Origin of the sequence: Brenneria corticis (genome assembly GCF_003115855.1) — a bacterium.
Classification (GTDB): Bacteria; Pseudomonadota; Gammaproteobacteria; order Enterobacterales; family Enterobacteriaceae; genus Brenneria; species Brenneria corticis.
Genome location: NZ_KZ819091.1, coordinates 55001 through 80603 on the forward strand (window position 1 = coordinate 55001; position 25603 = coordinate 80603).

At 51.5% G+C, this 25603-nt stretch carries 24 protein-coding genes, 2 tRNA genes and 1 pseudogene; 18 read left to right on the forward strand and 9 right to left on the reverse strand.

Features of this window, described 5'->3' with window-relative positions:
* Nucleotides 1-34 precede the first annotated feature (34 nt).
* Nucleotides 35-448, reverse strand: a complete 414-nt coding sequence (locus DDT56_RS19425; protein ID WP_136168079.1) for a CoA-binding protein — start codon at nucleotides 446-448, stop codon at nucleotides 35-37.
* A gap of 241 nt (nucleotides 449-689) precedes the next feature.
* Here DDT56_RS19425 and DDT56_RS19430 point away from each other — a divergent pair, with 241 nt between their 5' ends.
* On the forward strand, nucleotides 690-1148 hold the full coding sequence (locus tag DDT56_RS19430) for a methylglyoxal synthase (RefSeq protein WP_136168055.1): 459 nt from the start codon (nucleotides 690-692) through the stop codon (nucleotides 1146-1148).
* 46 nt (nucleotides 1149-1194) lie between these two features.
* Here the strand turns inward: DDT56_RS19430 and helD are convergent, their stop codons facing one another.
* Nucleotides 1195-3249 carry a DNA helicase IV gene (gene helD / locus DDT56_RS19435; RefSeq protein ID WP_136168056.1) on the reverse strand — a complete coding sequence of 685 codons (2055 nt, stop codon included), beginning with the start codon at nucleotides 3247-3249 and terminating at the stop codon, nucleotides 1195-1197.
* A 169-nt stretch (nucleotides 3250-3418) separates the two neighbouring features.
* Between helD and DDT56_RS19440 the strand changes: the two genes are divergently transcribed.
* Complete coding sequence (locus tag DDT56_RS19440) at nucleotides 3419-3865, forward strand: YccF domain-containing protein (RefSeq protein ID WP_136168057.1); 447 nt, start codon at nucleotides 3419-3421, stop codon at nucleotides 3863-3865.
* 20 nt (nucleotides 3866-3885) lie between these two features.
* Nucleotides 3886-6021 carry a YccS family putative transporter gene (gene yccS / locus DDT56_RS19445; RefSeq protein ID WP_136168058.1) on the forward strand — a complete coding sequence of 712 codons (2136 nt, stop codon included), beginning with the start codon at nucleotides 3886-3888 and terminating at the stop codon, nucleotides 6019-6021.
* Nucleotides 6022-6049: 28 nt separating this feature from the next.
* Here the strand turns inward: yccS and DDT56_RS19450 are convergent, their stop codons facing one another.
* Nucleotides 6050-6676, reverse strand: a complete 627-nt coding sequence (locus DDT56_RS19450) for a TfoX/Sxy family DNA transformation protein (RefSeq protein ID WP_136168059.1) — start codon at nucleotides 6674-6676, stop codon at nucleotides 6050-6052.
* Nucleotides 6677-6899: 223 nt separating this feature from the next.
* Between DDT56_RS19450 and sulA the strand changes: the two genes are divergently transcribed.
* Both sulA and ompA read left to right on the forward strand, forming a co-directional pair.
* A complete protein-coding gene (sulA, locus tag DDT56_RS19455) occupies nucleotides 6900-7406 on the forward strand; it encodes an SOS-induced cell division inhibitor SulA (RefSeq protein ID WP_136168060.1) in 507 nt (168 codons plus the stop codon).
* 362 nt (nucleotides 7407-7768) lie between these two features.
* Entirely contained in the window at nucleotides 7769-8818 is a 1050-nt protein-coding gene (gene ompA, locus DDT56_RS19460) for a porin OmpA (RefSeq protein WP_136168061.1), read from the forward strand.
* A gap of 72 nt (nucleotides 8819-8890) precedes the next feature.
* On the opposite strand, the gene matP is transcribed toward ompA, so the two are convergent.
* The gene (gene matP, locus DDT56_RS19465; RefSeq protein WP_136168062.1) at nucleotides 8891-9349 is read right to left on the reverse strand and encodes a macrodomain Ter protein MatP; all 459 of its coding nucleotides are present in this window, start codon (nucleotides 9347-9349) and stop codon (nucleotides 8891-8893) included.
* A 210-nt stretch (nucleotides 9350-9559) separates the two neighbouring features.
* Here matP and DDT56_RS19470 point away from each other — a divergent pair, with 210 nt between their 5' ends.
* Together DDT56_RS19470 and fabA are read left to right on the forward strand one after the other, a co-directional pair.
* Nucleotides 9560-11287, forward strand: coding sequence for an AAA family ATPase (locus tag DDT56_RS19470; protein ID WP_136168063.1), 1728 nt, complete (start codon nucleotides 9560-9562; stop codon nucleotides 11285-11287).
* 91 nt (nucleotides 11288-11378) lie between these two features.
* Nucleotides 11379-11897: a bifunctional 3-hydroxydecanoyl-ACP dehydratase/trans-2-decenoyl-ACP isomerase gene (gene fabA / locus DDT56_RS19475; protein ID WP_136168064.1), complete on the forward strand. Its 519-nt coding sequence runs from the start codon at nucleotides 11379-11381 to the stop codon at nucleotides 11895-11897.
* Nucleotides 11898-11960: 63 nt separating this feature from the next.
* Here fabA and DDT56_RS19480 read toward each other — a convergent pair whose 3' ends face one another.
* The gene (locus DDT56_RS19480) at nucleotides 11961-12629 is read right to left on the reverse strand and encodes a tellurite resistance TerB family protein (protein ID WP_136168065.1); all 669 of its coding nucleotides are present in this window, start codon (nucleotides 12627-12629) and stop codon (nucleotides 11961-11963) included.
* A gap of 240 nt (nucleotides 12630-12869) precedes the next feature.
* Here DDT56_RS19480 and DDT56_RS19485 point away from each other — a divergent pair, with 240 nt between their 5' ends.
* Nucleotides 12870-13508, forward strand: coding sequence for an RpiB/LacA/LacB family sugar-phosphate isomerase (locus DDT56_RS19485; protein WP_009112292.1), 639 nt, complete (start codon nucleotides 12870-12872; stop codon nucleotides 13506-13508).
* Nucleotides 13509-13739: 231 nt separating this feature from the next.
* Nucleotides 13740-13829, forward strand: a tRNA-Ser gene (locus tag DDT56_RS19490).
* Between the two features lie 349 nt (nucleotides 13830-14178).
* On the opposite strand, the gene yejK is transcribed toward DDT56_RS19490, so the two are convergent.
* The gene (gene yejK / locus DDT56_RS19495) at nucleotides 14179-15189 is read right to left on the reverse strand and encodes a nucleoid-associated protein YejK (protein WP_136168066.1); all 1011 of its coding nucleotides are present in this window, start codon (nucleotides 15187-15189) and stop codon (nucleotides 14179-14181) included.
* A 184-nt stretch (nucleotides 15190-15373) separates the two neighbouring features.
* Between yejK and DDT56_RS19500 the strand changes: the two genes are divergently transcribed.
* The 7 genes and pseudogenes from DDT56_RS19500 to DDT56_RS19535 all read left to right on the forward strand — a co-directional run bounded on the left by DDT56_RS19500 (nucleotide 15374) and on the right by DDT56_RS19535 (nucleotide 20927).
* A complete protein-coding gene (locus tag DDT56_RS19500; RefSeq protein ID WP_136168067.1) occupies nucleotides 15374-15604 on the forward strand; it encodes a YejL family protein in 231 nt (76 codons plus the stop codon).
* 14 nt (nucleotides 15605-15618) lie between these two features.
* Entirely contained in the window at nucleotides 15619-17367 is a 1749-nt protein-coding gene (gene yejM / locus DDT56_RS19505) for an LPS biosynthesis-modulating metalloenzyme YejM (protein WP_136168068.1), read from the forward strand.
* 78 nt (nucleotides 17368-17445) lie between these two features.
* A tRNA-Pro gene (locus DDT56_RS19510) sits at nucleotides 17446-17522 on the forward strand.
* A 164-nt stretch (nucleotides 17523-17686) separates the two neighbouring features.
* A pseudogene (locus tag DDT56_RS19515) lies at nucleotides 17687-17884 on the forward strand (integrase arm-type DNA-binding domain-containing protein); the annotation flags it as partial.
* A gap of 308 nt (nucleotides 17885-18192) precedes the next feature.
* A complete protein-coding gene (gene relB, locus DDT56_RS19520) occupies nucleotides 18193-18438 on the forward strand; it encodes a type II toxin-antitoxin system RelB family antitoxin (protein WP_010286544.1) in 246 nt (81 codons plus the stop codon).
* Nucleotides 18428-18712, forward strand: coding sequence for a type II toxin-antitoxin system RelE/ParE family toxin (locus tag DDT56_RS19525; RefSeq protein WP_136168069.1), 285 nt, complete (start codon nucleotides 18428-18430; stop codon nucleotides 18710-18712). Before relB ends, DDT56_RS19525 begins: the two co-directional genes overlap by 11 nt.
* Before the next feature lie 811 nt (nucleotides 18713-19523).
* Nucleotides 19524-20927, forward strand: coding sequence for an EmmdR/YeeO family multidrug/toxin efflux MATE transporter (locus tag DDT56_RS19535; protein WP_136168070.1), 1404 nt, complete (start codon nucleotides 19524-19526; stop codon nucleotides 20925-20927).
* 78 nt (nucleotides 20928-21005) lie between these two features.
* Here the strand turns inward: DDT56_RS19535 and DDT56_RS19540 are convergent, their stop codons facing one another.
* The gene (locus DDT56_RS19540) at nucleotides 21006-22175 is read right to left on the reverse strand and encodes an MFS transporter (RefSeq protein ID WP_136168071.1); all 1170 of its coding nucleotides are present in this window, start codon (nucleotides 22173-22175) and stop codon (nucleotides 21006-21008) included.
* 196 nt (nucleotides 22176-22371) lie between these two features.
* Nucleotides 22372-22890: an outer membrane protein OmpX gene (gene ompX / locus DDT56_RS19545; RefSeq protein WP_136168072.1), complete on the reverse strand. Its 519-nt coding sequence runs from the start codon at nucleotides 22888-22890 to the stop codon at nucleotides 22372-22374.
* A gap of 397 nt (nucleotides 22891-23287) precedes the next feature.
* Here ompX and rhtA point away from each other — a divergent pair, with 397 nt between their 5' ends.
* Nucleotides 23288-24181 carry a threonine/homoserine exporter RhtA gene (gene rhtA / locus DDT56_RS19550; protein WP_136168073.1) on the forward strand — a complete coding sequence of 298 codons (894 nt, stop codon included), beginning with the start codon at nucleotides 23288-23290 and terminating at the stop codon, nucleotides 24179-24181.
* Here rhtA and DDT56_RS19555 read toward each other — a convergent pair.
* The gene (locus tag DDT56_RS19555) at nucleotides 24166-24720 is read right to left on the reverse strand and encodes a shikimate kinase (protein ID WP_136168074.1); all 555 of its coding nucleotides are present in this window, start codon (nucleotides 24718-24720) and stop codon (nucleotides 24166-24168) included. The genes rhtA and DDT56_RS19555 overlap by 16 nt on opposite strands.
* Nucleotides 24721-25010: 290 nt before the next feature.
* Between DDT56_RS19555 and dps the strand changes: the two genes are divergently transcribed.
* The gene (gene dps / locus DDT56_RS19560; RefSeq protein ID WP_136168075.1) at nucleotides 25011-25514 is read left to right on the forward strand and encodes a DNA starvation/stationary phase protection protein Dps; all 504 of its coding nucleotides are present in this window, start codon (nucleotides 25011-25013) and stop codon (nucleotides 25512-25514) included.
* Nucleotides 25515-25603 lie beyond the last annotated feature (89 nt).

The window sequence follows — 25603 nt, forward strand, 5'->3', positions numbered from 1 at the left end:
TCCGTTACGGCGCTAACGGCGTTAAATACCGCGCTTATTTATCCAGGCCCAGACGGGGAATTTCAATTTTAGGGCAACGGTCCATGACCACCTGCAAGCCCGCATCTTTCGCCAGAACGGCGGCCGGTTCATTTATCACCCCGAGCTGTAACCATAACACTTTAGCCCCGATGGCTATCGCCTCTTTGGCGATATCATAAGCCGCTTCCGGCTGACGAAACACGTCGACCATATCAACGGGTTGGGGAATGTCACCCAAACTGGCGTAGACCTTTTGCCCTTGCAACGTCTGCCCCGCCAGTTTCGGGCTTACCGGTATCACCTCATAGCCTTGCTCAAGCAGATAGGCCATGACGCCGTAGCTTGGCCGGGTCGTTTTCTCGCTGGCCCCGACAAGCGCAATGGTTTTTACGGTTTTAAGTACGGACTCGATATCGCTGTCTTTCATCATGCTCTGCCTCTTTTACGCCACTCCTTATAGTGTATCCTATATTTCCCCCCGGCGAGAGGCCGAGAGGCGTCGCCAAAATACCCGTTACGCCGGCAAAGTGGTGATTTTACGCGCAGTTACCCTGGATTTCCGGCGGCTGTTCGCATTTTTTCTTTTTATCTCTTTGCACTGAAACCGTGTTTCCGTAATCTGTCCTGCCATATCGACAGTTTTACCCTACCGACTGAAGGACGTAACCATGGAGTACACCACCCGCACCATTGCTGCGCATAAACATATCGCTTTGGTCGCGCACGATCACTGTAAGCAATCGCTGTTGAACTGGGTCGATACCAATAAAGCCGTGCTTGGCGAGCATCAGCTTTATGCGACGGGGACTACCGGCAATCTGATCCAGATAAATACCGGCCTTCCCGTCAAGAGCATGCTCAGCGGGCCGATGGGGGGCGACCAACAGGTCGGAGCGCTGATTTCGGAAGGGAAAATAGATTTGATGATTTTCTTTTGGGATCCGCTCAACGCCGTGCCGCACGATCCTGATGTTAAAGCGCTGCTGCGGCTGGCCACGGTCTGGAATATTCCGGTAGCGACCAACCGTTCGACGGCTGACTTTCTCATCAACTCGGAGCTGTTCAGACAACCTGTCGAAATCGCCATCCCCGACTATCAGCGCTATCTTCAGGATCGGTTAAAATAACGTCGTTTCGCAGCGACAGGCCGACGACGCGTCGCCGGCCTGTCGCTCAGGGTTTGCGCGGCGACGGCACTCCCAGTTTGCGCAACTGTTCGATAAATACCGACGGATTTTTACTGTCCTGCAACAACCAGACCCGGTGCTTGGCCCTGGTTAACGCCACATACAGCAAACGACGCTCTTCCGCATCGGCAAAGTCCTCAGGCTCGGGCAATAGCACCTGTTCAAGAACGGACTCGCGCGCGGGAGCGGGGAAACCATCTTTACCGTCGTGCAGACCGACGATAATCACATATTCCGCCTGCTGACCTTTACTGGCATGAACCGTCATAAAGTCGATAGGCAAATTCGGCCATTTCGTCGCCGCTTTCTGCAACACCTGAGGGCGTAAATGGTGATAACGGGCCAAAAGCAGCACCCGCTCCTCTGGCTTAACGAAACCACTTAATTTATCCAGCAACGGTTCCAACTGTTCCTGAGGAAGAATCGTCACCGCCTTTTTATCCCCTTTACTCAGGCTATTAAGCGGTTTTTTCAGCTGATAAGGATTCTGCTGAATAAACTGGTTGGCAATTTCGCCGATACGCTCGTTAAAGCGATAGGTGGTATCCAGCGCGCACTGTTCACTAACGCCGAAGTGTTGTTCAAATGCGGTTGTCAGCGACAGTTCAGCCCCGCTGAAGCGGTAGATGGCCTGCCAGTCATCCCCCACGGCAAACAGGCATGTCCTGCTGTTTTGCCTGCGCAACGCGGATAACAGACGGGCGCGCTGGGGGGAGATATCCTGAAACTCATCCACCAGTATATGTTTCCACGGGCTGATAAAACGCCCGTTATCCAGCAGGCTGACCGCCTGATGGATCAAACCGGAGAAGTCTACGGCATTTTCATCTTTCAGCGCCTTCTTCCAGGCTTTCAGTAAAGGCGACATCAGCCGGATCCGCTGCTGAAACGATGAACGAAGCGCTTCCGGCGCCTGCTCAATCATCTCGCTCTGGCTGCCGCCGTGCATCCGCATCAGACCAATCCAACGCTCCAGGCGGCCGGCCAGGCGTTCGGCCAATGCCGGATCGCGCCAGAAGTCGCCTTCGGGAAGCGGCCACGCCAGCTCTTCCGTCAGCCATTGCCGCCAGCCTTTGGCCTGCGTCTTTTTCTCCGAGCACTGTTGCTGCCAGGTGCGTATCAATAATTCGCGGCGCTTTTTACCATTGCTTTCCAGTTGGCTAATCTGGGGAATTTTACGGCTGGACTGCTCGATGATATGCAACGCCAGGGCATGAAACGTTTTCGCCTGAATATCTTCCGTGTGCAGCCTGGCTTGAATGCGCTCATTCATTTCTTCCGCCGCCTTGCGCCCAAACGCCAGCAGCAGAATCTGTTCGGGAACGGCGTCCCCGCGATGCATCAACCAGGCGGCGCGTGCCACCAGCACCGACGTTTTACCGCTGCCGGCGCCGGCCAGCACCAGGACGGCGTCTTCACCATTCATCACCGCCTTACACTGGGCGACGTTCAGCGCCGTCGCTTCCACCGATTGAAAAAATTCCTGTTGCGACACCAACGTACGTTCCATCCATTGCTGATTGCATTCCGTACGTTTTCTGGCTCCGTGGTCAAGCCACTGCTGGCAAAGCTGATGGTTATCCCGACAAATTTCAAATGATTCCAGCCGGGCAACCGGCAGCGGAAGCGAGGCCAACGTAGTGCGGATATTCTGCTGCAACTGCTCCAGCGCCTTACGGCCGAACCAGTCGTCCTGCTGTTCCAGCGCATGGATTTCGTCCGCCTGTTTTTGCAACACCTCGGCGCTCACCAGGCTCATTTCCTCGCTCCACGCCTGCCAGGACTTAACCAAATAACGGTAAAACGCCTGCGTTTCCTGCCATTCCGTGCCATGTAAGCGCACAACTTTGCCGGCAGCCAATTCAAACTCCAGCTCTCCCCATACCAACCCTCTTTTACAATGAATATTGAGCAGTTGGTTGAACGGGAGCACGTATTCATGTCTATCGCCGCTCACTTCAACGCCCGCATTAAGCATCCTCACCCGGTTATAAGGGTGTTGCGCCAAATGTTTACCTAAAGCTGTTGATTTAAGTTCCATTATCTTTGCGCCATGAATATTGTGAGATTTTTATCGTCCATCGCCATAGTTTACCCGCTATCCGCATTTAGGCTCCAGCGCTAAAAACAGGTTAGGATATCTTGCCAGTTAATGTAATAATTCGTTTATCATCATAGAGTTTGCTCGTTCCGGGAATACAGGAGTACCTATGCGCACCGTATTGAATATCCTTAATTTCGTGCTGGGAGGTTTTTTCACCACCTTATCCTGGCTTCTTGCCACGGTGGTCAGCGTCCTGCTGATCTTCACGCTGCCGCTGACGCGCTCATGCTGGGAAATCACCAAGCTGTCGCTGCTGCCCTATGGCAACGAGGCCGTTCACGTTGACGAACTACGCCCGGACGGCAAGAATGCCATTTTAAATACCGGCGGCGCCGTGCTGAACATCTTCTGGTTTATTTTCTTTGGCTGGTGGCTATGCCTGTCGCATATCGTTACGGGCATTGCGCAATGTATCACCATCATCGGCATTCCGGTCGGCATCGCCAACTTTAAAATCGCCGCCATCGCGCTGTGGCCGGTCGGCCGCCGCGTGGTATCGGTGGAGGTGGCCCAGGCCGCCAGAGAAGAAAACGCCCGTCGCCACTATCGTTAACTGAGCCTGAGGATATATCGTTGCTCGCATTCACGCCCGGGATCCGTCGCTATGTTTATAACAGCAGCTGGCTGTATAACATCCGTATATTTATCGCGCTTGCCGGCGCGTCGGCCGTTCCCTGGTGGCTCGATCAGCCGACGGCGACAATCCCGCTGACGCTGGGCGTGGTTGCCGCCGCGCTGGCCGATCTCGACGATAGCCTGACCGGACGCCTGCGCAACCTGTTTATTACCCTGTTCTGCTTCTTTATCGCCTCGGTTTCGATAGAGCTGCTATTCCCCTATCCCTGGTTATTCGGCATCGGCCTGGCGCTCTCCACCTGGGGTTTTATCCTGCTCGGCGCCCTGGGACAACGTTATGCCACCATCGCCTTCGGCGCTCTGCTGATCGCGGTATATACCATGCTGGGGATTTCGCTTTACGACACCTGGTATCAGCAACCCATCATGCTGCTGATAGGCGCATTATGGTACAACCTGCTCACCTTGTTCGGGCATCTGATCTTCCCGATCCGCCCGCTACAGGAAAATCTGGCGCAGTGTTATCAGCAGCTTGCGCGCTATCTCGATGCCAAAGCCAATCTGTTCGATCCCGATGTCGAAGAAGAGTCGGACGAACCGCTGATTGAAGTCACCATGATCAACAGTCAGGTGGTGGCGACCCTGAACCAGACCAAATCGTCATTGCTGACGCGTCTGCGGGGCGATCGCGGCCAGAGAAGCACCCGGCGGACGCTGCACTACTACTTCGTCGCGCAGGACATTCATGAACGAGCCAGCTCGTCACATGTCAATTACCTGCACCTACGGGAAAAATACCGCTACAGCGATGTGCTGTTTCGTTTTCAGCGCTTACTCTCAATGCAGGCCCGCGCCTGCCAGCAACTGGCGCAGTCTATTTTATTTCATCAAAAATATCAGCATGATGGCCGTATTGAACGCGCATTCGTCCATCTTGAATCAGCGCTGGCGCGCATTCCGGAAAGCCAGGGTGCCGACGCCTCGCAAATCAAGGCGTTACAGTACCTGCTGAATAATTTGCGGGCGATCGACGCGCAGTTGGCGACCATTGAATCTGAACAAACCATCGAACAGGAAAACAATCCGGAAAATACGTTGGCGGATGACAAGATTACTGGTTGGAGCGATATTCGGCTAAGGTTCAGTCGCCATCTGACGCCGCAGTCGGCGCTGTTTCGTCATGCCGTTCGCATGTCGGTGTTGCTTTGCAGCGGCTACGCCTTTATTCAGATTACCGGCATGCAGCATGGCTATTGGATCCTGCTGACGAGCCTGTTTGTTTGTCAGCCCAACTATAATGCCACGCGACGGCGGCTGGCCCTGAGAATCATCGGTACGTTGACCGGCATTTTGCTCGGCCTGCCTATTTTATACTTTGTTCCCTCCCTTGAAGGGCAACTGACGCTTATCGTGATCAGCGGCGTGCTGTTTTTTGCTTTTCGCCACGTGCAGTATGCGCACGCCACCATGTTTATTACGCTATTGGTGCTCTTGTGTTTCAATCTGCTGGGGGAAGGCTTTGAGGTTGCGGCGCCGCGCGTCATCGATACCCTGCTGGGCTGCGCCATCGCCTGGGCGGCGGTAAGCTTTATCTGGCCGGACTGGCGTTTTCGCGGGCTACCCGCCGTTATCAATAAAACGCTGGATGCCAACTGCCGATATCTTGATGCGGTTATGGCGCAATACCGCCAGGGTAAGGATAATAGCCTGGCATACCGCATTGCCCGCCGGGATGCTCACAACTGCGATGCGGAATTAGCGTCTGTGGTTTCCAACATGTCGTCGGAACCGCATCTCATCAAACAGAAAATGGACGATGCTTTTCGCCTGATGTGCCTTAACCATACCTTGTTAAGTTATATCTCCACGTTAGGCGCGCATCGAGAGAAAATTTCGTCGGCGGAAATTCTAAAATTACTTGATGATACCGTTGGTTACGTTGACGATGCGTTGCACCATCAGGAGACGGAAAACCTGCGTATAAACCAGGAATTGGGTGCCATAGCCGGTCGCATCCAATCCCTGTCGCCGGAACCAGACAGCAAAGCGCTATTGGTTATTCAGCAGATTGGCCTACTCATTGAACTGTTGCCCAAACTGACTCAATTGAAAAATGAGATGATTAAGCGGTAAAAAATAATCAACGAGTAAGCGCTACGCTTCAACGATCGTGCCCTTTGAACGAGGATGACGCATGGCGCTCGTACCATTCCAGCAGCTCTTTGCGGATACCTTTCGGCAATGCCGCCTGATGCGTACCGCATATCGCGCCGGCAAGCGCCAGCAATATATTGACGCTCAGATTGGCTCTGACTTTCCGCAATTTCAGATAGCTGGTTTTGGCGCCGTATTGCTGTAGCTCATCGATATTCTTTATACCCGCCTTCCAAAGCAGACGCTCAAGATCGTGATTGAGATTGGGCAAGTCCTTCAAGCGCCCGCCCCTGCTCTGAGCCGCTTTGTCATATTGCGCGCCCGCCAGGGACATACCGGCAAAGTGCAACAGCTGCGCATGGTTTTCCCATAGCGATTCATCGACAAGGTAATAATTCAACGGAAACGGCATTCCACGCTTGGTATAAACCAGATGGGGCATATTGCGGTCGCGGAAATGCTTTTCATCGTTCTTACGGGCGCGTAGATAGAGTTCGCCCCCCGACACTACCCCAAAAATAATTTTATTTGCTGCGATGCTGTAGCCGCCAAATTGGGAGCGAGAGGTGATCTCCCCCAAAGACGCAAAATGAGACTTAGACTGTAAAATCCTTTTTTCGCTTAACTGTTTCATTACTGTAATCCTTAGTATTGAAATAATCTGTCCCTGTCAGATTGGATTATCAATTACAGGAACATGTAATTAATCACAGGGTAAAGGCAGCTTCAAACATAAAATGGGCTTGTTGAGCGTTGCATGCTGAATATGCGAAGCGCTTTGAAAAAATCAGGTTGATTTTCATCCACACAGGATATACTGTATGTGCATACAGTATCACTATGGGTGGAACTTAATTATGCGTACTCAATCACTCAGTTCTTACAACGATCAGCCGTCGCCCTTTTCCGGTAACCAATCGGCTACAGCATCTTCTGTTTCTCACGGTGGAATGATCAGCGAAATCGTCTACAATGCCGATCAACCCATAGTTACCTATTTGCTGCTGCCGCTCTTGCAACAGTTAGGCGCTCAATCACGCTGGCTGCTTTGGCTGTCTCCCCAACAGAAACTTAGCCGCCCCTGGTTACAGCAGTCTGGACTGCCGCTGGATAAAATCGTTCAGCTAAATCATATCAACCCCCTATTGACGGTTGATGCCATGGAAAAAGCATTGCTGACGGGAAATTATAGCGCGGTGCTATGCTGGCTGCCCGACGATCTGACTGAAGAAGAAAAGGTAAGATTGCGCCAGGCAGCCCTGTCAGGAAATTCCTATGGCTTCATCATGCGCCCGGAAAACACAAAATTTGGCCCCTATAGACTGCTTCCCAGTCTGAAAATTCACTCAACATTGTATCATTAAGTAAATTAAGAATATTCTCATGCGGTTTGGCGTGAAATTAGAATTTTACCCGGCAACCCTCGCATTCCGGGGGTTCTCTGGTATTTCCACTCGCTAGAAAAACGGCCTTATCTGTCAAAATCGTCTACTATTTGTTAGTAAATGTGTATGAAGCGTTAATTTTTCCATGATGCTCATCACATCATACTTGTAAGTTTCTCATCACGTTGTAGACTTTAACACGCTGGAGTTGCTCTTTTATAACGCCAATCTAATTGGCAGTGAGTAATAAATAAGAGCAAGGTCTCCTGTTAAAGGATTTTAACCAAAGGTCTATTAACCTTCCGCGTTAATTGCCGGTTTGGATGATAATGAGGCGTAAAATGAAAAAAACAGCTATCGCAATTGCAGTGGCACTGGCGGGCTTCGCTACCGTAGCTCAAGCCGCACCTAAAGATAATACCTGGTACACAGGTGGTAAACTGGGCTGGTCCCAGTATCACGATACCGCTCTGTATGGCAATGGTTATCGAGTAACCAACAACCCGGATGAAAGCCAACTGGGCGCTGGTGCGTTCCTCGGTTACCAAGCCAATCAATATTTAGGCTTTGAACTGGGTTACGACTGGCTGGGCCGTATGAAATATACCGGCGCCAACCACGGCGACTTCAGAGCGCAAGGCGTTCAACTGGCGGCTAAACTGAGCTATCCGGTTGCCACCGATCTGGACGTTTATACCCGTCTGGGTGGTTTTATTTGGCGCGTCGATAGCAGTGATGACGTTGGTCACAGCAACAACGACACCGGCGTATCTCCGCTGGCTGCCGCTGGTTTGGAATATGCCATCGACAAAAACTGGGCAACTCGTCTGGAATACCAATGGGTTAACAACATCGGCGACGCAGCTACCGTTGGCGGCCGTCCTGATAATGGCCTGTTGAGCGTTGGTGTTTCTTACCGCTTCGGTCAAGATGACAACTACGTAGCCCCGGCTCCTGCCCCGGCTCCGGCTCCGGTGGTTGAAACCAAGCGTTTCACCCTGAAGTCTGACGTACTGTTCAACTTCAACAAATCCACGCTGAAAGCGGAAGGCCAGCAATCACTGGATCAGCTGTACTCTCAGCTGAGTTCTCTGGATCCGAAAGACGGCTCCGTTGTCGTTCTGGGCTTCACCGACCGTATTGGTTCCGACCAGTACAACCAGGCGCTGTCTGAAAAACGTGCACAGAGCGTTGTCGATTACCTGATTTCCAAAGGTATCCCGGCAGACAAAATCTCCGCTCGCGGCCACGGTGAAGCAGACCCGGTTACCGGTTCTACCTGCGACAACGTGAAACCTCGCGCTGCGCTGATCGACTGCCTGGCACCGGATCGCCGTGTAGAAATCGAAGTTAAAGGCATCAAAGACGTGGTAACTCAGCCTCAGGCTTAATTGTTATCGCTGAAAAAAACCTCGCTTCGGCGAGGTTTTTTTATTTATAAGCGAATAACCGTATTTAGCTAGCTAGTCGCTTTCTTTATTCAGAATCGCCTTGAGATCCTGTTTTAACAGCGACATCTGGCTGGCATATTTCTCTTTATGCTCGGCATCCTCAATCAGTTGCACAATGGTGTCCGATAACGTGCTCCCCCGCCTTTGCGCCAGTCCCGCCAGACGTTGCCAGACAAGATATTCCAAATCGATCGATTTCTTACGGGTATGCTGATGCTCGGCATCAAAATGACGTTTACGCCGCGCACGGATAGTTTGCTTCATGCGGTTTTCCAGTGCGGGATTCATACACTGTTCGATCCATTCCAATACCTTTACCGGCTGATTTTCCAGTTTCAGCAGTAAATTCACCGACTCCTCAGCGGCGCTAAGCTCCAGGAAGCGGGTAATCTGCTCACCTTCCCGGTGTTTCTTCACCAGGTATTTCCATTTCCATCCGCACTCAAGATTTTCTAATTGTTGATATTTCATACTATATGTCTTCAGTGACCGCGTAACGTTGGTCTTAGCATAGCAGTTTTTTTCCGGCTTTAACCACTCTCCGGCTATTTTTAAAGCTGTTTTTTACCCAAATCAGGCTAATTAAGCCCGGTCATTTTTTATCATATGACGCTTCGCATGTGCAGCCCGCATTATTCTTGTATAATCACGCTTTTCCTTCAGACGACTACATTTGACACTTTGACCAGTAACCGACTCGCATGGCAGCATTTACTGCCCAACCATACGCCTTATCAAACGTTATTCAACCAGGCCGCCCAGCTTACTTCTGCTGAATTTTCCGCTATTCAACCGCGTTTGGCCGACAGTTTGATGCTTTTTTGCCACCCGCGCGCGCCTTCGCGCTTTATGCTGCTGAAGGCACAGGAGAATAGCGAATACATAGCACTGATTGAACGTGCCGTGAAAGCCATCCGACCTGAATCCGACGCGTTGTACGGCAGTAAATACATCATAGAAGGCGGTGACGTTCAGATACGGCCGGCAACCCAGGCTAGTGACAATTTTGCCTCACAGAGCACCTGTAGCAGTCAGGAATGGATTGAAGCTGAGCAACTATTTGGATGTGTGCGTTATTTTCGCGATGAAGTCACCCTCCATCCCGGATTGCTCCATCAGGTAAACGGCGGCACGCTGATTCTTTCCGCCAGGGCATTGCTGGCACAGCCGTTAATGTGGTTACGCCTGAAGCAAATTATTGTCGAAGGGGTATATCGCTGGCTTTCACCAGATGAACGCAAACCGCTACCCGTCGACATTCCGCCAATGCCGATGGATATCCGCTTAATCATTCTCGGCGATCGGGAAAGTTTGGGCGATATCCATGACATGGAGCCGGAATTGGGCGGAGTGTCCGTATACGGTGAATTTGAAACACAGCTGCAGCTGATTGAAAGCGACGATATGGCGCGTTGGTGCGCCTATATCAATTCACTGTGCAGGGAAAATCATCTGCCTTTGCTGACTGCCGATGCATGGCCTGAATTCTTCAAGTTGGCCGTACGCTACAGCGGCGATCAAGGCAGCCTGCCATTATGCCCGCTGTGGCTGACCCACCAGCTTAAGCATGCCGCGCTATATACGCAAAGCCAGGAAATCAATGCTCAGACGCTGATCGACGCGGTTACGGCTCGCCGCTGGCGCGAAGGCTATCTGCGCGAACGTATGCAGGATGAAATTGAACTGGGCCAAATCCTGATTGAAACGGATGGTTTTGTTATCGGGCAGGTCAACGGGCTTTCCGTACTGGAATATCCTGGCTACCCGCTGACGTTTGGCGAACCGACCCGCATCAGTTGCGTGGTCCATCCCGGTGATGGCGAATTCACCGATGTCGAGCGCAAGGCCGAACTTGGCGGAAATCTGCATGCCAAAGGCATGATGATTATGCAGGCGTTCCTGATATCCGAGTTAGAGCTCGACCAGCAGCTTCCCTTCTCCGCCTCCATTGTTTTTGAACAATCCTATGGCGAAGTTGACGGCGACAGCGCTTCGTTGGCTGAACTGAGCGCGCTGATCAGCGCCCTCGCCTTGCAGCCGATTAATCAGCAGATTGCCGTAACCGGTTCGGTTGATCAATTCGGGCATGTTCAGCCTATCGGCGGGGTAAATGAAAAAATTGAAGGCTTCTTTGAAGTTTGCCAGCGTCGCGGTTTAACCGGACAACAGGGCGTAATTCTGCCTGCGGCCAATCTGCGTCACTTATGTCTGCAAGAAGAGGTCGTCGCTGCCGTTCGCGAAGGTCAATTCCATCTTTTCCCGGTGGAAAACGCGCCGGAGGCGATATCATTACTGACGAACCTGGCGTATGACGATACTCGCCAGCCCAATTTGCTGGCCGCCATCCGTGAAAGAATCGGACAACTCATCCCGCAGGAACGACGGCGTTTCCCGTGGTTTTTCCGTTAAGCAAACTGGTTTAACCAGACGTAACGGGCTTGCTCGGCGTACATCTGTACGCTAACCTGCGTGCTTCACTAAAACAAGGCTTACAGAGAATATGGTAGATAAACGCGAATCCTATACAAAAGAAGACCTTCTTGCCTCCAGCCGCGGTGAACTGTTTGGCCCGCAAGGACCACAACTGCCGGCGCCCAATATGCTGATGATGGACCGTGTGGTAAAAATGACCGAAGACGGCGGTAATCATGGCAAAGGCTACGTGGAAGCGGAGCTGGATATCAACCCCGAGCAGTGGTTCTTTGGTTGCCATTTCATCGGCGATCCTGTGATGCCCGGCTGTCTGGGTCTGGATGCCATGTGGCAGTTGGTCGGCTTCTATCTGGGTTGGCTGGGCGGCGAAGGGAAAGGACGCGCGCTGGGCGTGGGTGAAGTAAAATTCACCGGGCAGGTTTTGCCTAGCGCTAAAAAAGTCACCTACCGTATTCATTTCAAACGCGTCATCAACCGCCGTCTGGTTATGGGCATCGCCGATGGTGAAGTATTGGTAGACGGCCACCTCATCTATACGGCAAATGAGCTGAAAGTCGGCCTGTTCAAAGATACAAGCGCCTTCTGATCGCATGCGCGGGCGAAAAGCCACCTGGCCGTTCGCCCGCGGTAACCGAGGCTGTGTTCCGGCCTATTGGCCCGCCTGTTGCTGATTATTCATTTCGTTGGCGATCGACTGTCGGACGTCCTGAGGGATCTTCAGCGAAGTAGCCAAGGCGTCCAGGTAGCTTTTCTCCATAAAATGGTCGACATCAATCACCGCGCTGCTCAGAAAATAGACTTCCAACGCTTCTTCCTCATTCTTGATATCTCTGGCTAACAACTCCGGATCGAGCGGTTGCGCTATAGCCTCCTGCACCCACTGCTGAGCTTCGCTGCCCAATTGCAGTTGGCGGATATTTTCATCAATCCGCTGTTTTTCCGCGTCATCGATATGACCGTCGCTCTTGGCCGCAAACACCAGCGCCTGAATCAAACGACGCGCACGTATATTGTCCGGTGATGACTGCACGCCAAATTGCGGATCGTCCTGATGCGTATCCCTAACCCGCTTTTTATACTGATTCCATAGCACAACGCCGGCCGCGGCGCTGCCCCCGATAATCAATGCGTTCTTACCCAGGGATCCCATTATTTTCCGGGCCGATTTATTCGATAGCAACACGCCGGCCAGTCCCCCTAGTGCGGCAGGCTTCAGCATACCGCCCAGATTGCCATTGCTGCCGCCCTGATGATGATTACCCTGCTTGGGGCCGCCGGAGCCTAATAGCCCCTGAATCTGTTGTATCCAATTATTCATTTTTCCACCTCAAGGAAATCACGTTACAGGCATTCATGCCGCAATCCCATAGTAAAACCTGGCAGACGTTTTTTTGTCAGGTTATGTATATCAATGAAAAGTATAGGCTCCCCTTTATCACCGTCCACGCATTCTTTGCTGCGATGATTTGCGCTTTATTTTTGAAACGGTATACTGAATCCAATAAATTGAAATGCGGTTTTAAAAAATGTAGTTGTCTGTCACAAAAAAGGAACGAACATGAAAATTGCTCTGATTAATGAGAACAGCCAGGCTGCCAAGAATGAACTGATTGCCGCTACCTTGACCAAGGTTGTCGAGCCGCTGGGGCACACTGTTTTCAACTACGGTCAATATTCTGCCGAAGATGCCGCACCGCTGACCTATGTGCAGAACGGTATTCTGGCCGCGATTCTGCTCAACTCCGGCGCCGCTGATTACGTGGTAACCGGCTGCGGCACCGGCGCTGGCGCGATGCTGGCCTGTAACTCTTTTCCTGGCGTGATCTGCGGTCTGGTGGTTGATCCCTCCGATGGCTATATGTTTGCTCAGATCAACGACGGTAACGCCATCTCCCTGCCCTTCGCCAAAGGTTTTGGCTGGGGCGCGGAGCTGAACCTGCAATATATCTTCGAAAAACTGTTCGAATGTGAAGGCGGTCAGGGTTATCCGCGCGACCGCGTTATTCCGGAACAGCGCAACAAGAAGATTCTGGATGCGGTCAAGGCCGTTGCCTACAAAGATCTGATCACCATTCTGCGGGGAATCGATCAGGATCTGCTCAAAGGCGCCATCAGCGGTCCAAAATTCCAGGAATACTTCTTCGCCAACAGTAAAGACGAAGCGCTAAGCGGTTACATTAAGGGGCTGCTGGCTTAGCAGCACCCAAAATCAACGGGACAAGACCACAGCTGATTTGCGCTGTGGTTTTTTTCTGCCGTGGTTTATGTTTTATACAACAAAAAGCATAAATATCCCTTATGCCGGGCCGCCTCAATCCACCGGCGTTCAATGCTTGACCAGATAAGCTGAAACCAGCAAATACTGCTTGACCGAAATAGAGCGACTGCCTATAGTAGCGCCCCGTTGCCACCTGAACGGCAACGCCCCGGTGAGGTGTCCGAGAGGCTGAAGGAGCACGCCTGGAAAGTGTGTATACGTGAAAACGTATCGAGGGTTCGAATCCCTCCCTCACCGCCATATAAAAGAAAACGCCCCTGACGCAAGTCAGGGGCGTTTTCTTTTATATGTTGATGGGACTGACGAGAAGCCTCGCCAGGGTTCGACAAAACGGCAGGACTGCCGTTTTGGACCGCCAACGGCGGCCCGCAGGGCGAGCGCCATGGAGGGCGCGAGTCAATCCCTCCACCGCAAGTCAGGGGCGTTTTCTTTTATACGTTGATGGGACTGACGAGAAGCCTCGCCAGGGTTCGACAAAACGGCAGGACTGCCGTTTTGGACCGCCAACGGCGGCCCGCAGGGCGAGCTCCACGGAAGGCGCGAGTCAATCCCTCCGCCAGGGTTTTCTTTTCTCCTACGGCCCGCAGGGTTACTGATTGCCGCCGGTTAAACGACGCTGCAACTGGTCGCGCAGATTCGGCGGCGTACCTTTGATGGTCAACGTATCCGTTGCCGGATCCCAGAAAATGCGCTCGCCCAGTAATAATGCATCGAAATTCAAACTGATGCCGCCGCCGCTGCCGGAAAATTTTGTCAGTTGCCGCAGCGTACTGCGATCGGCGGGGAAACTCTCTTCCAGTTCATATCCCTGTTCGGTTGAGAATTGCTGGAACGTTTTCTCGCCCAGCGGCGCCAACTCCTGCGATAGCGCCTGCAACTGAATTTCCTCACCCGACTGCAACTGTTCGTTGCAATAGCTGTACACCTGCTGACGGTAGTTCTGACGCTCGTTTTTATCCAACTGAGCGTCGGCGCAGTACTCATCCACCGCTTTCAGCAGGCTGCGGTTTTGCGCTTTGGTATCCAGCCCTTCCGCCGCCGCCAGAAAATCCATGAAAAAATCAGAGACTTTCCGCCCTACCCGCCCTTTTAAAAAGGTCAGGTAACGCGTTGACTCCGGGTTGGTTTCCCATTCGGTCAAGTCGATGCGCGCGACAATATCCGCATGATTGATATCCAGATAATGCGTGCTGCTGATATCAAGCTGCTCATTGACCCGCATGCTGTTGCAGCTATTGAGAACCGCGATCAGCAAATATTCAACGGCCAGATAACGATACTGGCAAAACAGCACAATGCCGCCCTCGGCAAAAGGATATTTGGCCAGTTCATCGCGCAGGCGCCCGGTAGCCGCCCGCGTAAAGCTCAGAAAGTCCTCATCCCCTTTACGGCAGGCCCGGAGTGCATCCGCCAGTTCACTTTGCTCATTAAACAAGCCGTAGGCTTTATTCTTGGCGCTATAGACGCGATGCAATTCAGCCATCATCTCTTCCACTGTCGCATTGGTCGACAACAGTGAATCGCGCAACACCATTTCCAGCGTTTGCTCGTCGCGTTTGATTAGCTGATGCAGGGCAATCTGGCCGATATCCAGACTCATGATAAACTCTCCTTTTGACAAGGAGCGTATTCAAACACCGAAGCGCGGTGTCTGCAACCGAAAAGCCTCGCGTAGCCTGTTGCATATACGCATAAGGCGTATACCCTAAAAATGATAAAAGTGCGGAAAAAGACGAGTCTATACGGTAAGATATCCGACTTTAACAGCCGGAGAAACGCATTTTATGCCACAATCATCCCGTTACAGTGACGAACACGTTGAACAACTGCTCTCCGAGCTGGTCCATGTTCTGGAAAAGCACCATGCGCCAACCGATCTTGCTTTAATGGTGCTGGGTAATATGGTGACCAACCTGATTAACACCAGCGTTGCCCCGGCTCAACGTCAGGTTCTGGCCGGTTCTTTCGCCGAGGCATTACAGGCTTCGATTAAAAAAGCAGATAAAGCTCATTAAGTTTTGACCAACTTATGGTAACCAACCGTCAGCGCTACCGTGAAAAAGTTTCCCAGATGATCAGTTGGGGACACTGGTTCGCATTGTTTAATATTTTGCTCAGTCTGGGGCTGGGTAGCCGCTATCTGTTTGTTGTCGATTGGCCTTCCTCGCTGTTTGGCCGCATTTATGCGTTGGTAAGCTGGCTCGGGCATTTCAGCTTTATCGGGTTTGCCGCCTATCTGCTGATTGTTTTCCCACTGACGTTTATCGTCATGTCGCAGCGTCTGCTGCGCTTTCTGTCCGCTGCGCTGGCGACGGCGGGGCTAACGCTACTGCTGGTTGATATTGAAGTTTTCACGCGCTTTCACCTTCATCTCAACACCACCGTCTGGGAGCTGGTAGTCAACCCGGATCAAAGCGAGCTTGCTCGCGACTGGCAGCTGATGTTTATCGGTATCCCGCTTATTTTTATGGTGGAAATGCTGTTCGGCACCTGGTGCTGGCTAAAGCTGCGCAGCCTGAATCGCCGCAGCTTTGGCAAACCCCTGGCGGGCGTTTTTATCTCGGCGTTTGTCGCTTCGCACCTGATGTACATCTGGGCGGACGCCAATTTCTACCGTCCGATTACCATGCAGCGCGCCAATCTGCCGCTATCTTATCCCATGACCGCACGCCGTTTTCTGGAAAAACACGGTCTGCTAGACGCGCAGGAATATCAGCGTCGTCTGGCGCAGCAAGGCAACCCTGAAGCGATGACGGTGGAATACCCGCTGAACGACATCGCCTTCCGTGATAGCGGCAGCGGATATAACCTGCTGATGATTGTGATAGACGATGCCGAAACCGACATCCAGCACGGCATGCCGGGCCTGACGCGCTTTGCCGAGCAGAATATCCGCTTTAACGATCATTACGACTCGGGCACACAGCCGAATGCCGGGTTATTTAACCTGTTCTACGGGATCTCGACGACGTACATGGACGGCATTCTGAGCGCCCGTAAACCTTCCGCTCTGATGACCGCGTTAAGTCAGCAGGGTTATCAGTTTGGTCTGTTCTCCACCAATGGTTTTGATAGTCCGCTTTACCGCCAGGCGTTACTGTCCGACTTCTCTCTCCCGGAGCCGCAGAAACAGAGCGACGAGGCGATTACCGCGCAATGGCAACAATGGCTGAACCGCGATAGCAACACCGCGCCCTGGTTCTCTTATATTGAGCTGGGCAGTACCTCACAAGACGGGGAAACCGCAACGGAACAATCCCGGCGCACTACCACGAACCGTCACAAGATCGATCAACAGATCGATCGGATTATCAGTACATTACAGGAAAAGGATGTGCTGGATAAAACCGTGGTTATTATTACCTCCAGGCAAAAAAATCTCGGCGAACGAGATAAGGCAAAGATTTTTCAGCGCGCGCAATGGCAAATTCCGCTTATCGTCCACTGGCCGGGAACGCCGGCACAGACGATTAGCAAAATGACGGATAACAAAGACGTCATGACTACCCTGATGCAACGATTGCTGCACGTCAAAAACGCCGCGGACGATTATTCTCAGGGAGAGGATCTGTTCTCGGCGCAGCGGAATAATAACTGGCTGGCGAATGGCGATGGCGGCGATTTAACCATTACCACGCCGGAGCAAATTATTATGCTGGAAAGTAACGGTAGCTATCGCGCCTACGATCGGGAAGGACGTAAGCTGAATGATGAAAAACCCCAGCTTGCCCTGCTTTTACAGGTGCTAACCAATGAAAGACGCTTTATTGCCAACTAACTGCTTAAAACTAAAGCAGTCATTCTGTCAGGCTCTTGCAATCGGAACAGGAAACGGTAGTATAAGCACCCACAGCATCGGCACGTAGCGCAGCCTGGTAGCGCACCGTCATGGGGTGTCGGGGGTCGGAGGTTCAAATCCTCTCGTGCCGACCAAATACATCTCCGGTTAGTATCCTTTACTACCGGAAACCCCACAGAAACCCGCATTCTCACTGAGTTTGCGGGTTTTTTGTTGCCTGTTATCTATCGGGATACCCCGTTTACAGCCGGAAAGTTTAGTTATACCCCCCATATAACTACAAAAGCGTATAACTATGATGGCTCGTATAACTACACCACTGACCAATACCGAGATCAAAGCCGCCAAACCTGCCGAGAAGGAATACAGGCTACAGGACGGGGATGGGTTGTATCTGCTGGTGAAATCGAGCGGCTCTAAAATCTGGCGCTTTAATTATTACCGCCCTGATGCGAAGAAACGTGCATTAATCAGCTTTGGTTCATTCCCTGCCGTTTTGGCGACAGTATTTCATGGCTATCAGGATGGCAAAGCCCATGCCGACGCGATCCGGGATGCCAGCAACGCCCATTATGGCGCGGTTGGTCGAGCGTGGTTCGCCCCCCTCGCCAGCCAGAAAAAGAGCTTTTGGTCAGGTCGGTTCACTATTCAAAAAAATAACCATAAATCAAGCATTAAAATAATGAACCCCGAACCGACCCACTTTTGCTTATCTAAATTTCAAATACCATTGAGTTACCGCTTGCCTCTCTCCCTCATACAACTACAATGTATACAAAAAACACAATGTAGTGAGGTAGTAGCATGGGTGTCATGTCCGTTCGATTGAATGATGAAACAACCGCGCAGCTTGATGCGCTGGCTAAAGCCACAGGACGTACTCGCTCTTTTCTGGCCGGGCAAGCCATTGAAGACTATCTTGCGCGAGAGGCCTGGCAGATTGCAGAGATCGAGCAAGCCATAAAAGAAGCCGATGCGGGTGATTTTGTCTCGTCAGATGAGATGAACAATCTATTTAAAAAATTAGGTACGGCAAGACATGGAAATTAAATGGCTGCGTAAAGCCGCGGCCAATTTGGAAGCCGAGTATCTCTATATTGCGCAAGACGATCCACAAGCTGCCAGCGAGTTTGTGGATGAAGTTCAAAGGTTAACGGAATTACTTCCACAACAGCCAGCAATGGGAAGACCTGGCCGAGTGCCAGGAACGCGTGAACTGGTGTTAACGCACTATCCCTACATCATCCCCTACCGCGTGAAAGATAATATGCTCCAGATTCTACGCGTCTTTCATACGCACAGGCGTTTACCATCAAAATGGTGAACAACGAACCTTCACAAAAGCAAACCTAAATACACGAACGCAGCCGCCAGGCATTCTTTCCTTTGGCTGGTGATAATGGGCAATTCACACCGCTGGAGTTACTGCGCGTCAGAAACCTGCTCCTTGCCGAACTGTGGGCGAATTGATGCGCAGCGCTCTTTCTTTTGGTACAGCCGAGTGGCGTGAGTTTATGTTGCTAGATGGAATTCTATGGCAACACCCGAAAAATGATGGCATTGGAGCGTCATCAAGCGAAGGTAAACTCACAACACAGCCAACGCTAAAAATCAGTACATCAAACGATACTCGACTGATACACGCAGACTATTTCTCATAATGACTTTTCGTTTTAGTTATATGAACAAAAATAAATTCATATCGAGAGTAATAAAAACATCAAGTTACGCTATAAATTCAATTTCTCTCGTGAAAATAAAATCAGCGCGGTTGATGCAATTCAGGTAAGGCTATTGGTCAGATGCCCAATTTCATCGGCGATGTTCAAATCTGACTGGAGCATCGATCCGCCTACTGATACTCTGTTGCACAAATATCGAACTTTTCAAAAAACTGATGGTGTGTACCCGACAACGTCATCCGTATTTGATCGCCAGTAGATGACTCAATGCGGATTCGACCGTCAGGCCAACGCACACCACGCTGCTTTAGCTTTCGGGCTACCTATTGGCCGCCTTTTGCCGCACGGATAACCCATTTGCATTGATAACACCATTTGCTGAATGGCGGGCGTACTACGCTGCCGTTATTAACGTTCGGCGAGGGAAATTCGGGGTATAACCAAGACCGTTTCATGAAAAAAATAACAGATACAAACTGGTATAAGAAACGATATTCAAACCGAGTGCTGTTCTGGCGAGAGATTTCGCCGCTTGCTTTTCCCATCTTTATCGAGGGCCTGTGCGTGGTTCTGATGGGGGTATTCAGCACTTTTCTGGTGAGCTGGCTGGGCAAAGAAGCGATGGCGGCCGTCGGTCTGGCCGATAGCTTTAATATGTTGATTATTGCCTTTTTTACCGCCGTCGCGCTGGGTACCGCCGTCGTCGTGGCATTCAGTCTGGGACAACGCAACAGAAAGCAGGCCCGGGCCGCTTCGCGTCAATCCATCTCCCTGCTCGTTTTGGTGTCGTTCCTGCTGGTAGTTTTGGTCGAGTTTTCCGGCGCGGTGATTATCGATCTGATTGCCGCCCAGGCCAATGACAATGTCAAAAGCCTGGCCCTGACCTTCCTACGCTGGACGGTGTGGGGCTACCCTGCCTTGGCCATTACGCTGGTAGGGTGCGGAGCTCTGCGCGGGGCGGGTAATACCAAATTGCCGATGGTTATTAATATCGGGATGAATATCCTCAATATTGTCATCAGCAGCCTGTTGATTTATGGCTTTTGGGGCTGGGATGGACTCGGTTTTATCGGCGCCGGCATCGGGATTACCCTCGCCCGTTATATCGGTGCGTTGTTCGTTATCCTGACGCTGATGCACGGCTTTAAGGGCGCACTCAGAATACCGTTCAAATCCTACTTCGCCCCCTTTACTGCCGCTATTTTGTATGAGGTGCTCAGTATCGGCATCCCCGCCAGCATTGAATCCGTGATGTTCAACGTCGGTAAACTGATAACCCAACGCTTTGTCGCCGGAATGGGCACCGAAGTCATTGCCGGGAACTTTATCGCCTTTTCAATTGTGGGATTGATTAACCTTCCCGGTAATTCGCTGGGCTCTGCCGCCACCATTATTGTGGGTACGCGGTTAGGCAAAGGGCAGATCATGCAATCCACCCGGCAGTTGAACTATATTTTCTGGCTTTCGAATATCGGTTCGTGCCTCCTGGCCCTGTTTTCCATCCCCAGCGCCGGATTTCTGGCATCGTTCTACACCAATGAACCGGAAGTTATCGGCGTGGTTAAACACCTTATTTGGCTCAATGCGCTATTTACGCCGATATGGGCGGCATCATGGGTGCTGCCGGCCGGATTGAAAGGGGCAAAAGACGCCAGCTATACCATGTGGGTGGCCATGGCCGGAATGTGGGGATGCCGAGTTATCGCCGGCTATATTCTTGGCGTTATGCTAGGGTTTGGGGTTATTGGCGTGTGGATGGGCATGTGTTTCGACTGGGTTGTCCGCGGCGTGCTTTTTTACCGCCGGATGGCAAGCGGACGGTGGCTGTGGCGCTACCGTCCTCAAGAGACGCCGTGACGATAAGCGCATTTCCCCGCTTATCGTCATCGACCAGCGTCCGTCCGTTATTTCTCTTTGCGAGGAGATATTCCCTACTCAGGCATAGCGCCGTTTGGGCGGAGAGAAGCGGGTGGCGATAATCATTAATACCACCACGCCCACCGTCATAATCAACCAGGCCTGCTGCAACCCCGCCGTATGCTGACGTATAAATCCGGCGAGCAACGGCATCAGGCTGGCAAGAATATATCCCCCGCCTTGTACAAACCCCATCAAGGCGCCGGCTTTATGCGAATCGGTAACCTGATCCAGGGCAACGATTAACGACAAAGGGAACAATGCGCCGATGCCAATCCCTATCATAATGATGATGGGATAGGTCAGCGTCAGGGGAGCGACAATTAATCCGGCCATTCCCGCCAGCAGAATGGCGAGTACCGGCAACAGTAACCGGCGGCGATCGGGGAAATAGTTGATACAGGCCGATACCAGCAGCCCTGCGGATACTTCGGTTAACGTCAGACCGCCCAGCATTAACCCGCTTTGCGTCGAACTCAAACCCAGTTGGATATAGTAAGGGGGCAGCCATGCCAGAACCAGCGTATAAGCGCCGGTGCCGATACCGAAAAACGCCATTAACAACCAGTCCATTGAGGTTCGATGTGCGGTAGATGTCGCCACAACCTCATTTTTCATCCTATACGCACGGGGTATGATTTGCCAGGCGGCCGCCGCAATCAACGCCATGATTCCCCAGCACGCCAACGCGCTCTTCCAGCCCCATGCATTCGCCAATGGCGAGACGGAAGAGGCGGCAATGGCCGCGCCCCCCATTATCGCCGTGGTGTAAAGCCCCATCAGCAGACTACTGTGGCGATTGAAATGGTGCTTAATAAACGACGGCACCAGCGCCTGGATCACGGCGATGCCTATTCCGGCCAGCGCCGCCGTCAGCAGCAATCCCGCGCCGCTATTGATCCACCAGCGCATGCTGCACGCGATGGCGATAATCATAATCCCCAGGGCGATGCCACGATATTCCCCGAGACGCGACTGTAGCCGACCGCCATACAACGCGCACCATCCCATGGCGAATACCGGCAACGTGGTCAGTAGTCCGGCCATGGTGTCGCTTAATCCTGTGGCGGCCTGGATCTGCGTCAGCAACGGTCCGATTCCCGCCAGCACCGGCCGCAGATTTAGCCCCAGCAAAATGACGGTAATAAATATAAATACGCGGGTCCGGCGCGGTGATGCCACAACCATATAAAAAAACCTCAGCAAGTTGTTTCAGGTTTTGGATTAAACCGGACGACAGCGTCAAAGCAATGCCGCCGATAGGCGCAGCACACTACATCGATCGCACTGACAAAACCAGTAAAAAAAAATCCGCCCCTGAAGGCGGATTTTGCAGACACACTCTTAACAACCAAACTTGAGGGCTAATGCCTGAAGCTTTGGATTAGAAACGATAACCTACGCCGACAGCCCAGGTACCGACGTCAACACTGCGGATACGGCTTTGCTCGTAACCGACATCCAACGCAACGTTCTCAATCGGGTTGAACTGCAGACCGGCACCGTAGGTGAAGCCGTAATCGTCATTCCTGTTGGTATCAGAACCGTTGTCGCCGTTATAGGTATATTTGCCGTGGCCTAAACCGACAACGCCGTAAATGCTTGCCCAGTCATTCAGACGATAAGCAGGACCGGCGGTAATACCAATATATTGGCCTTTGTTATAGTATCTATCAGCATCACTGCTGCTATCTTCCAGATAGGTGAAAGAACCAATGGCGCCCAGCGGGCTGTTATCCCACTCGTAACGGTATTTCAGGTTAAAACCTTTTGCCTTGTTGACTACGCCCTGGGCATCACCCTGAGCATAACCTGCCGATACGGTACTTTGGCCAGCCAATGCAGAACCTGCGCTAACCGCTAATACACAAGTCAGAGCTGAAAGACACGCGATTTTTTTCATATATACAGCCTCGAATTCATCTTATTGGAAAGAACACCTAACGCTGTAAATATAACAAAAAAAAAGCGAACTTGCCGCCTGGTAAATATTTTTCAATCATGACTTAGATGTAACAAATATTTTCAAATAGCCCTAGAACACTAATTATAATGGCTTTTCTTAGTTGACAGTAAGAATAAAAAATAATTCAAAATATGTCGATAAAACAGAATATTCTTAATTTTCCGTTCAGTTTGCACGCAAAGAGATTTGACAAAAAACAAATCGACTAAATATAGCGTAAATAAAGGTCAACAAAAGTAAGCATAAGCGGGGCAAATCCTTTACAATTGGTCAGTCTGGCGGCACCGGGTTTGGATATCAGCCGTTCTTTCAACACTTCATCAAGGCCGTAAAAATGACCTTACCTTCTCCCCGTCTAATAGCGTTGCTTCCCGTTTTGCTCATTATTGTATCGATGGTATCGATACAAAGCGGCGCGGCACTGGCCAAGAGCGTGTTTCCGCTGATCGGCGCCTCCGGGGTAACCGCGCTACGCCTGGGCATCGGCGCGTTAATCCTGTGTCTTATTTTTAAACCGTGGCGCATGCGTTTTGGCAGCAACCGCTTACCGCTGTTAATTTACGGCATTACCCTGGGAGGCATGAATTTTTTATTTTACCTCTCACTGCGCACCGTCCCGCTGGGTATTGCCGTCGCCCTGGAATTTACCGGCCCGCTTGCTGTCGCCATGTTATCATCACGCAGGGTGATTGATTTTTTATGGGTTATTCTGGCCGTTCTGGGATTATGGTTCTTATTGCCGCTCGGAAATAATATCGGCAATGTCGATATGCCGGGCGCGTTATGCGCTATTGGGGCGGGCGCCTGCTGGGCGCTATATATTCTTTTCGGACAAAAAGCGGGCTCTACCCACGGCCCGGGCACCGTTGCCGTCGGCTCTTTGATTGCGGCTGCGGTATTTTGCCCCATCGGCGTGATCTATTCCGATACGACGTTATTTTCATCCGCCATATTACCCATAGGTATTGCCGTCGCTATTCTTTCCACCGCGCTGCCCTATTCTCTTGAGATGATCGCGTTAACTCGCCTGCCGGCCAGGACGTTCAGTACCCTGATGAGTATGGAGCCGGCGATCGCCGCCGTTTCCGGCCTGTTATTTCTCAGCGAACATTTATCATTTGTCCAATGGATGGCGCTTATTTTTATTATCATCGCCTCGATTGGCGCCACTCTGACCATTAAGCCGGCGGAACTCGCCGATAAAGAACATAATCACTCCGCGTTATAACGGCTGACATGCTGCGGAAAGTGGCGCAAAAAGGCCTCGCTTTCCCGCGGAGAGCGTAATGGTATAAAACGAATATGGCGGTAACGAGCGTCGGACAGATCCGTCAAATACCGTTTGCGATTCGCTGAATAGGTTTTTATCGTCCAGATGATAATTGAGTCGCGGCTGAAAAAACTGCGCATAAACGATTCCCGGTTTCCTGTTCCCGCCCATAACTCCTCTTTGCGCCATGAACGCCGCCAGGCGCGGGAAACCGCCTGAAAAAGCGTACGGCTAAAGCCGTAGTCCACCCAGACAACAACATCTACGTTGCGCCATTTGATATCGCGGGTGCGGTTATAGTTGCCGTCAAGCACCCAGCTTTGCGCCGCCAATGCCGTTTCCAGACGCGGAAAAAACTCGCTGTCCGGGCTTTCCAGCCAGTTTTCCCGCCAGAACAAAGCATCCATTTCGATGTAAGGAATCCCCAGCCGCTGCGCCAGCCCTCTGGCGATGGTCGATTTTCCGCTGCCGCTGGTGCCTACCACGTTAATTCTCATTCTGTTCACATTGCCGTATATCGATACGCTATGTCAGTGGTGGTGATACATAATATAAATAACAACCTAAATAATTATCATTTACGTGAATATTGATATAAACAGATACCGCGAGTGGTTATAGTCAACGGCGCGCCATCATAAAAGAGCCTGATAATAAAAAGTTATTTTATATACGCCATAGCTATTTATTCAATAGGTGATTCTTTTTAAAATTTTGGCTTACTGCTGCTATAATAAACCACGTTGAACACTAAGATTACGAACAATTAAATAATGAGGAAAATATTATGCGTACCGCTAAACTGGTAAACCCCGCATCTTCCGATCTTATCTACACGCGTAATGATTTGGATGACGAAGTCAAGACCTCTACTATCAAGCTGTTAAGTCAACTGGTAGTGGACCTGATCGATCTTTCCCTGATCACCAAACAGGCGCACTGGAACCTGCGCGGCGCTAATTTTATCGCCGTTCATGAAATGCTTGACGGCTTTCGTACCGCGATTACCGACCATCAGGATACCGTGGCGGAACGTATCGTTCAGCTCGGCGGCGTCGCGCTGGGCACGGTGCAGGCCGTTAACGAAAAGACCGATCTGAAAAGCTATCCGACGAATATCCACAGCGTGCAAGACCACCTTAAAGCGCTGGCTGAACGTTATGCCGTGGTCGCTAACGCGGTGCGTAAAGGCATCGGCCAAACCGAAGATGAAGATAGCGCCGATATCCTGACCGCCGCATCACGCGATTTGGATAAATTCCTGTGGTTTATCGAATCCAATATCGAGTAAGTTTCGCTTTTAAGCCAAAAAAATGGGCCGCGTATGCGGCCTCAGACTGATGACAAAGTCCTGGCCTCTCAGCCAGGACTTTGATCTAA

Bases quoted from the DNA above. Each gene is read 5' to 3' on its own strand.
- DDT56_RS19425 (WP_136168079.1), bottom strand. From the start codon at position 448: ATGAAAGACAGCGATATCGAGTCCGTACTTAAAACCGTAAAAACCATT.
- DDT56_RS19430 (WP_136168055.1), top strand. From the start codon at position 690: ATGGAGTACACCACCCGCACCATTGCTGCGCATAAACATATCGCTTTG.
- helD (WP_136168056.1), bottom strand. From the start codon at position 3,249: ATGGAACTTAAATCAACAGCTTTAGGTAAACATTTGGCGCAACACCCT.
- DDT56_RS19440 (WP_136168057.1), top strand. From the start codon at position 3,419: ATGCGCACCGTATTGAATATCCTTAATTTCGTGCTGGGAGGTTTTTTC.
- DDT56_RS19450 (WP_136168059.1), bottom strand. From the start codon at position 6,676: ATGAAACAGTTAAGCGAAAAAAGGATTTTACAGTCTAAGTCTCATTTT.
- sulA (WP_136168060.1), top strand. From the start codon at position 6,900: ATGCGTACTCAATCACTCAGTTCTTACAACGATCAGCCGTCGCCCTTT.
- ompA (WP_136168061.1), top strand. From the start codon at position 7,769: ATGAAAAAAACAGCTATCGCAATTGCAGTGGCACTGGCGGGCTTCGCT.
- matP (WP_136168062.1), bottom strand. From the start codon at position 9,349: ATGAAATATCAACAATTAGAAAATCTTGAGTGCGGATGGAAATGGAAA.
- fabA (WP_136168064.1), top strand. From the start codon at position 11,379: ATGGTAGATAAACGCGAATCCTATACAAAAGAAGACCTTCTTGCCTCC.
- DDT56_RS19480 (WP_136168065.1), bottom strand. From the start codon at position 12,629: ATGAATAATTGGATACAACAGATTCAGGGGCTATTAGGCTCCGGCGGC.
- DDT56_RS19485 (WP_009112292.1), top strand. From the start codon at position 12,870: ATGAAAATTGCTCTGATTAATGAGAACAGCCAGGCTGCCAAGAATGAA.
- yejK (WP_136168066.1), bottom strand. From the start codon at position 15,189: ATGAGTCTGGATATCGGCCAGATTGCCCTGCATCAGCTAATCAAACGC.
- DDT56_RS19500 (WP_136168067.1), top strand. From the start codon at position 15,374: ATGCCACAATCATCCCGTTACAGTGACGAACACGTTGAACAACTGCTC.
- yejM (WP_136168068.1), top strand. From the start codon at position 15,619: ATGGTAACCAACCGTCAGCGCTACCGTGAAAAAGTTTCCCAGATGATC.
- relB (WP_010286544.1), top strand. From the start codon at position 18,193: ATGGGTGTCATGTCCGTTCGATTGAATGATGAAACAACCGCGCAGCTT.
- DDT56_RS19525 (WP_136168069.1), top strand. From the start codon at position 18,428: ATGGAAATTAAATGGCTGCGTAAAGCCGCGGCCAATTTGGAAGCCGAG.
- DDT56_RS19535 (WP_136168070.1), top strand. From the start codon at position 19,524: ATGAAAAAAATAACAGATACAAACTGGTATAAGAAACGATATTCAAAC.
- DDT56_RS19540 (WP_136168071.1), bottom strand. From the start codon at position 22,175: ATGGTTGTGGCATCACCGCGCCGGACCCGCGTATTTATATTTATTACC.
- ompX (WP_136168072.1), bottom strand. From the start codon at position 22,890: ATGAAAAAAATCGCGTGTCTTTCAGCTCTGACTTGTGTATTAGCGGTT.
- rhtA (WP_136168073.1), top strand. From the start codon at position 23,288: ATGACCTTACCTTCTCCCCGTCTAATAGCGTTGCTTCCCGTTTTGCTC.
- DDT56_RS19555 (WP_136168074.1), bottom strand. From the start codon at position 24,720: ATGAGAATTAACGTGGTAGGCACCAGCGGCAGCGGAAAATCGACCATC.
- dps (WP_136168075.1), top strand. From the start codon at position 25,011: ATGCGTACCGCTAAACTGGTAAACCCCGCATCTTCCGATCTTATCTAC.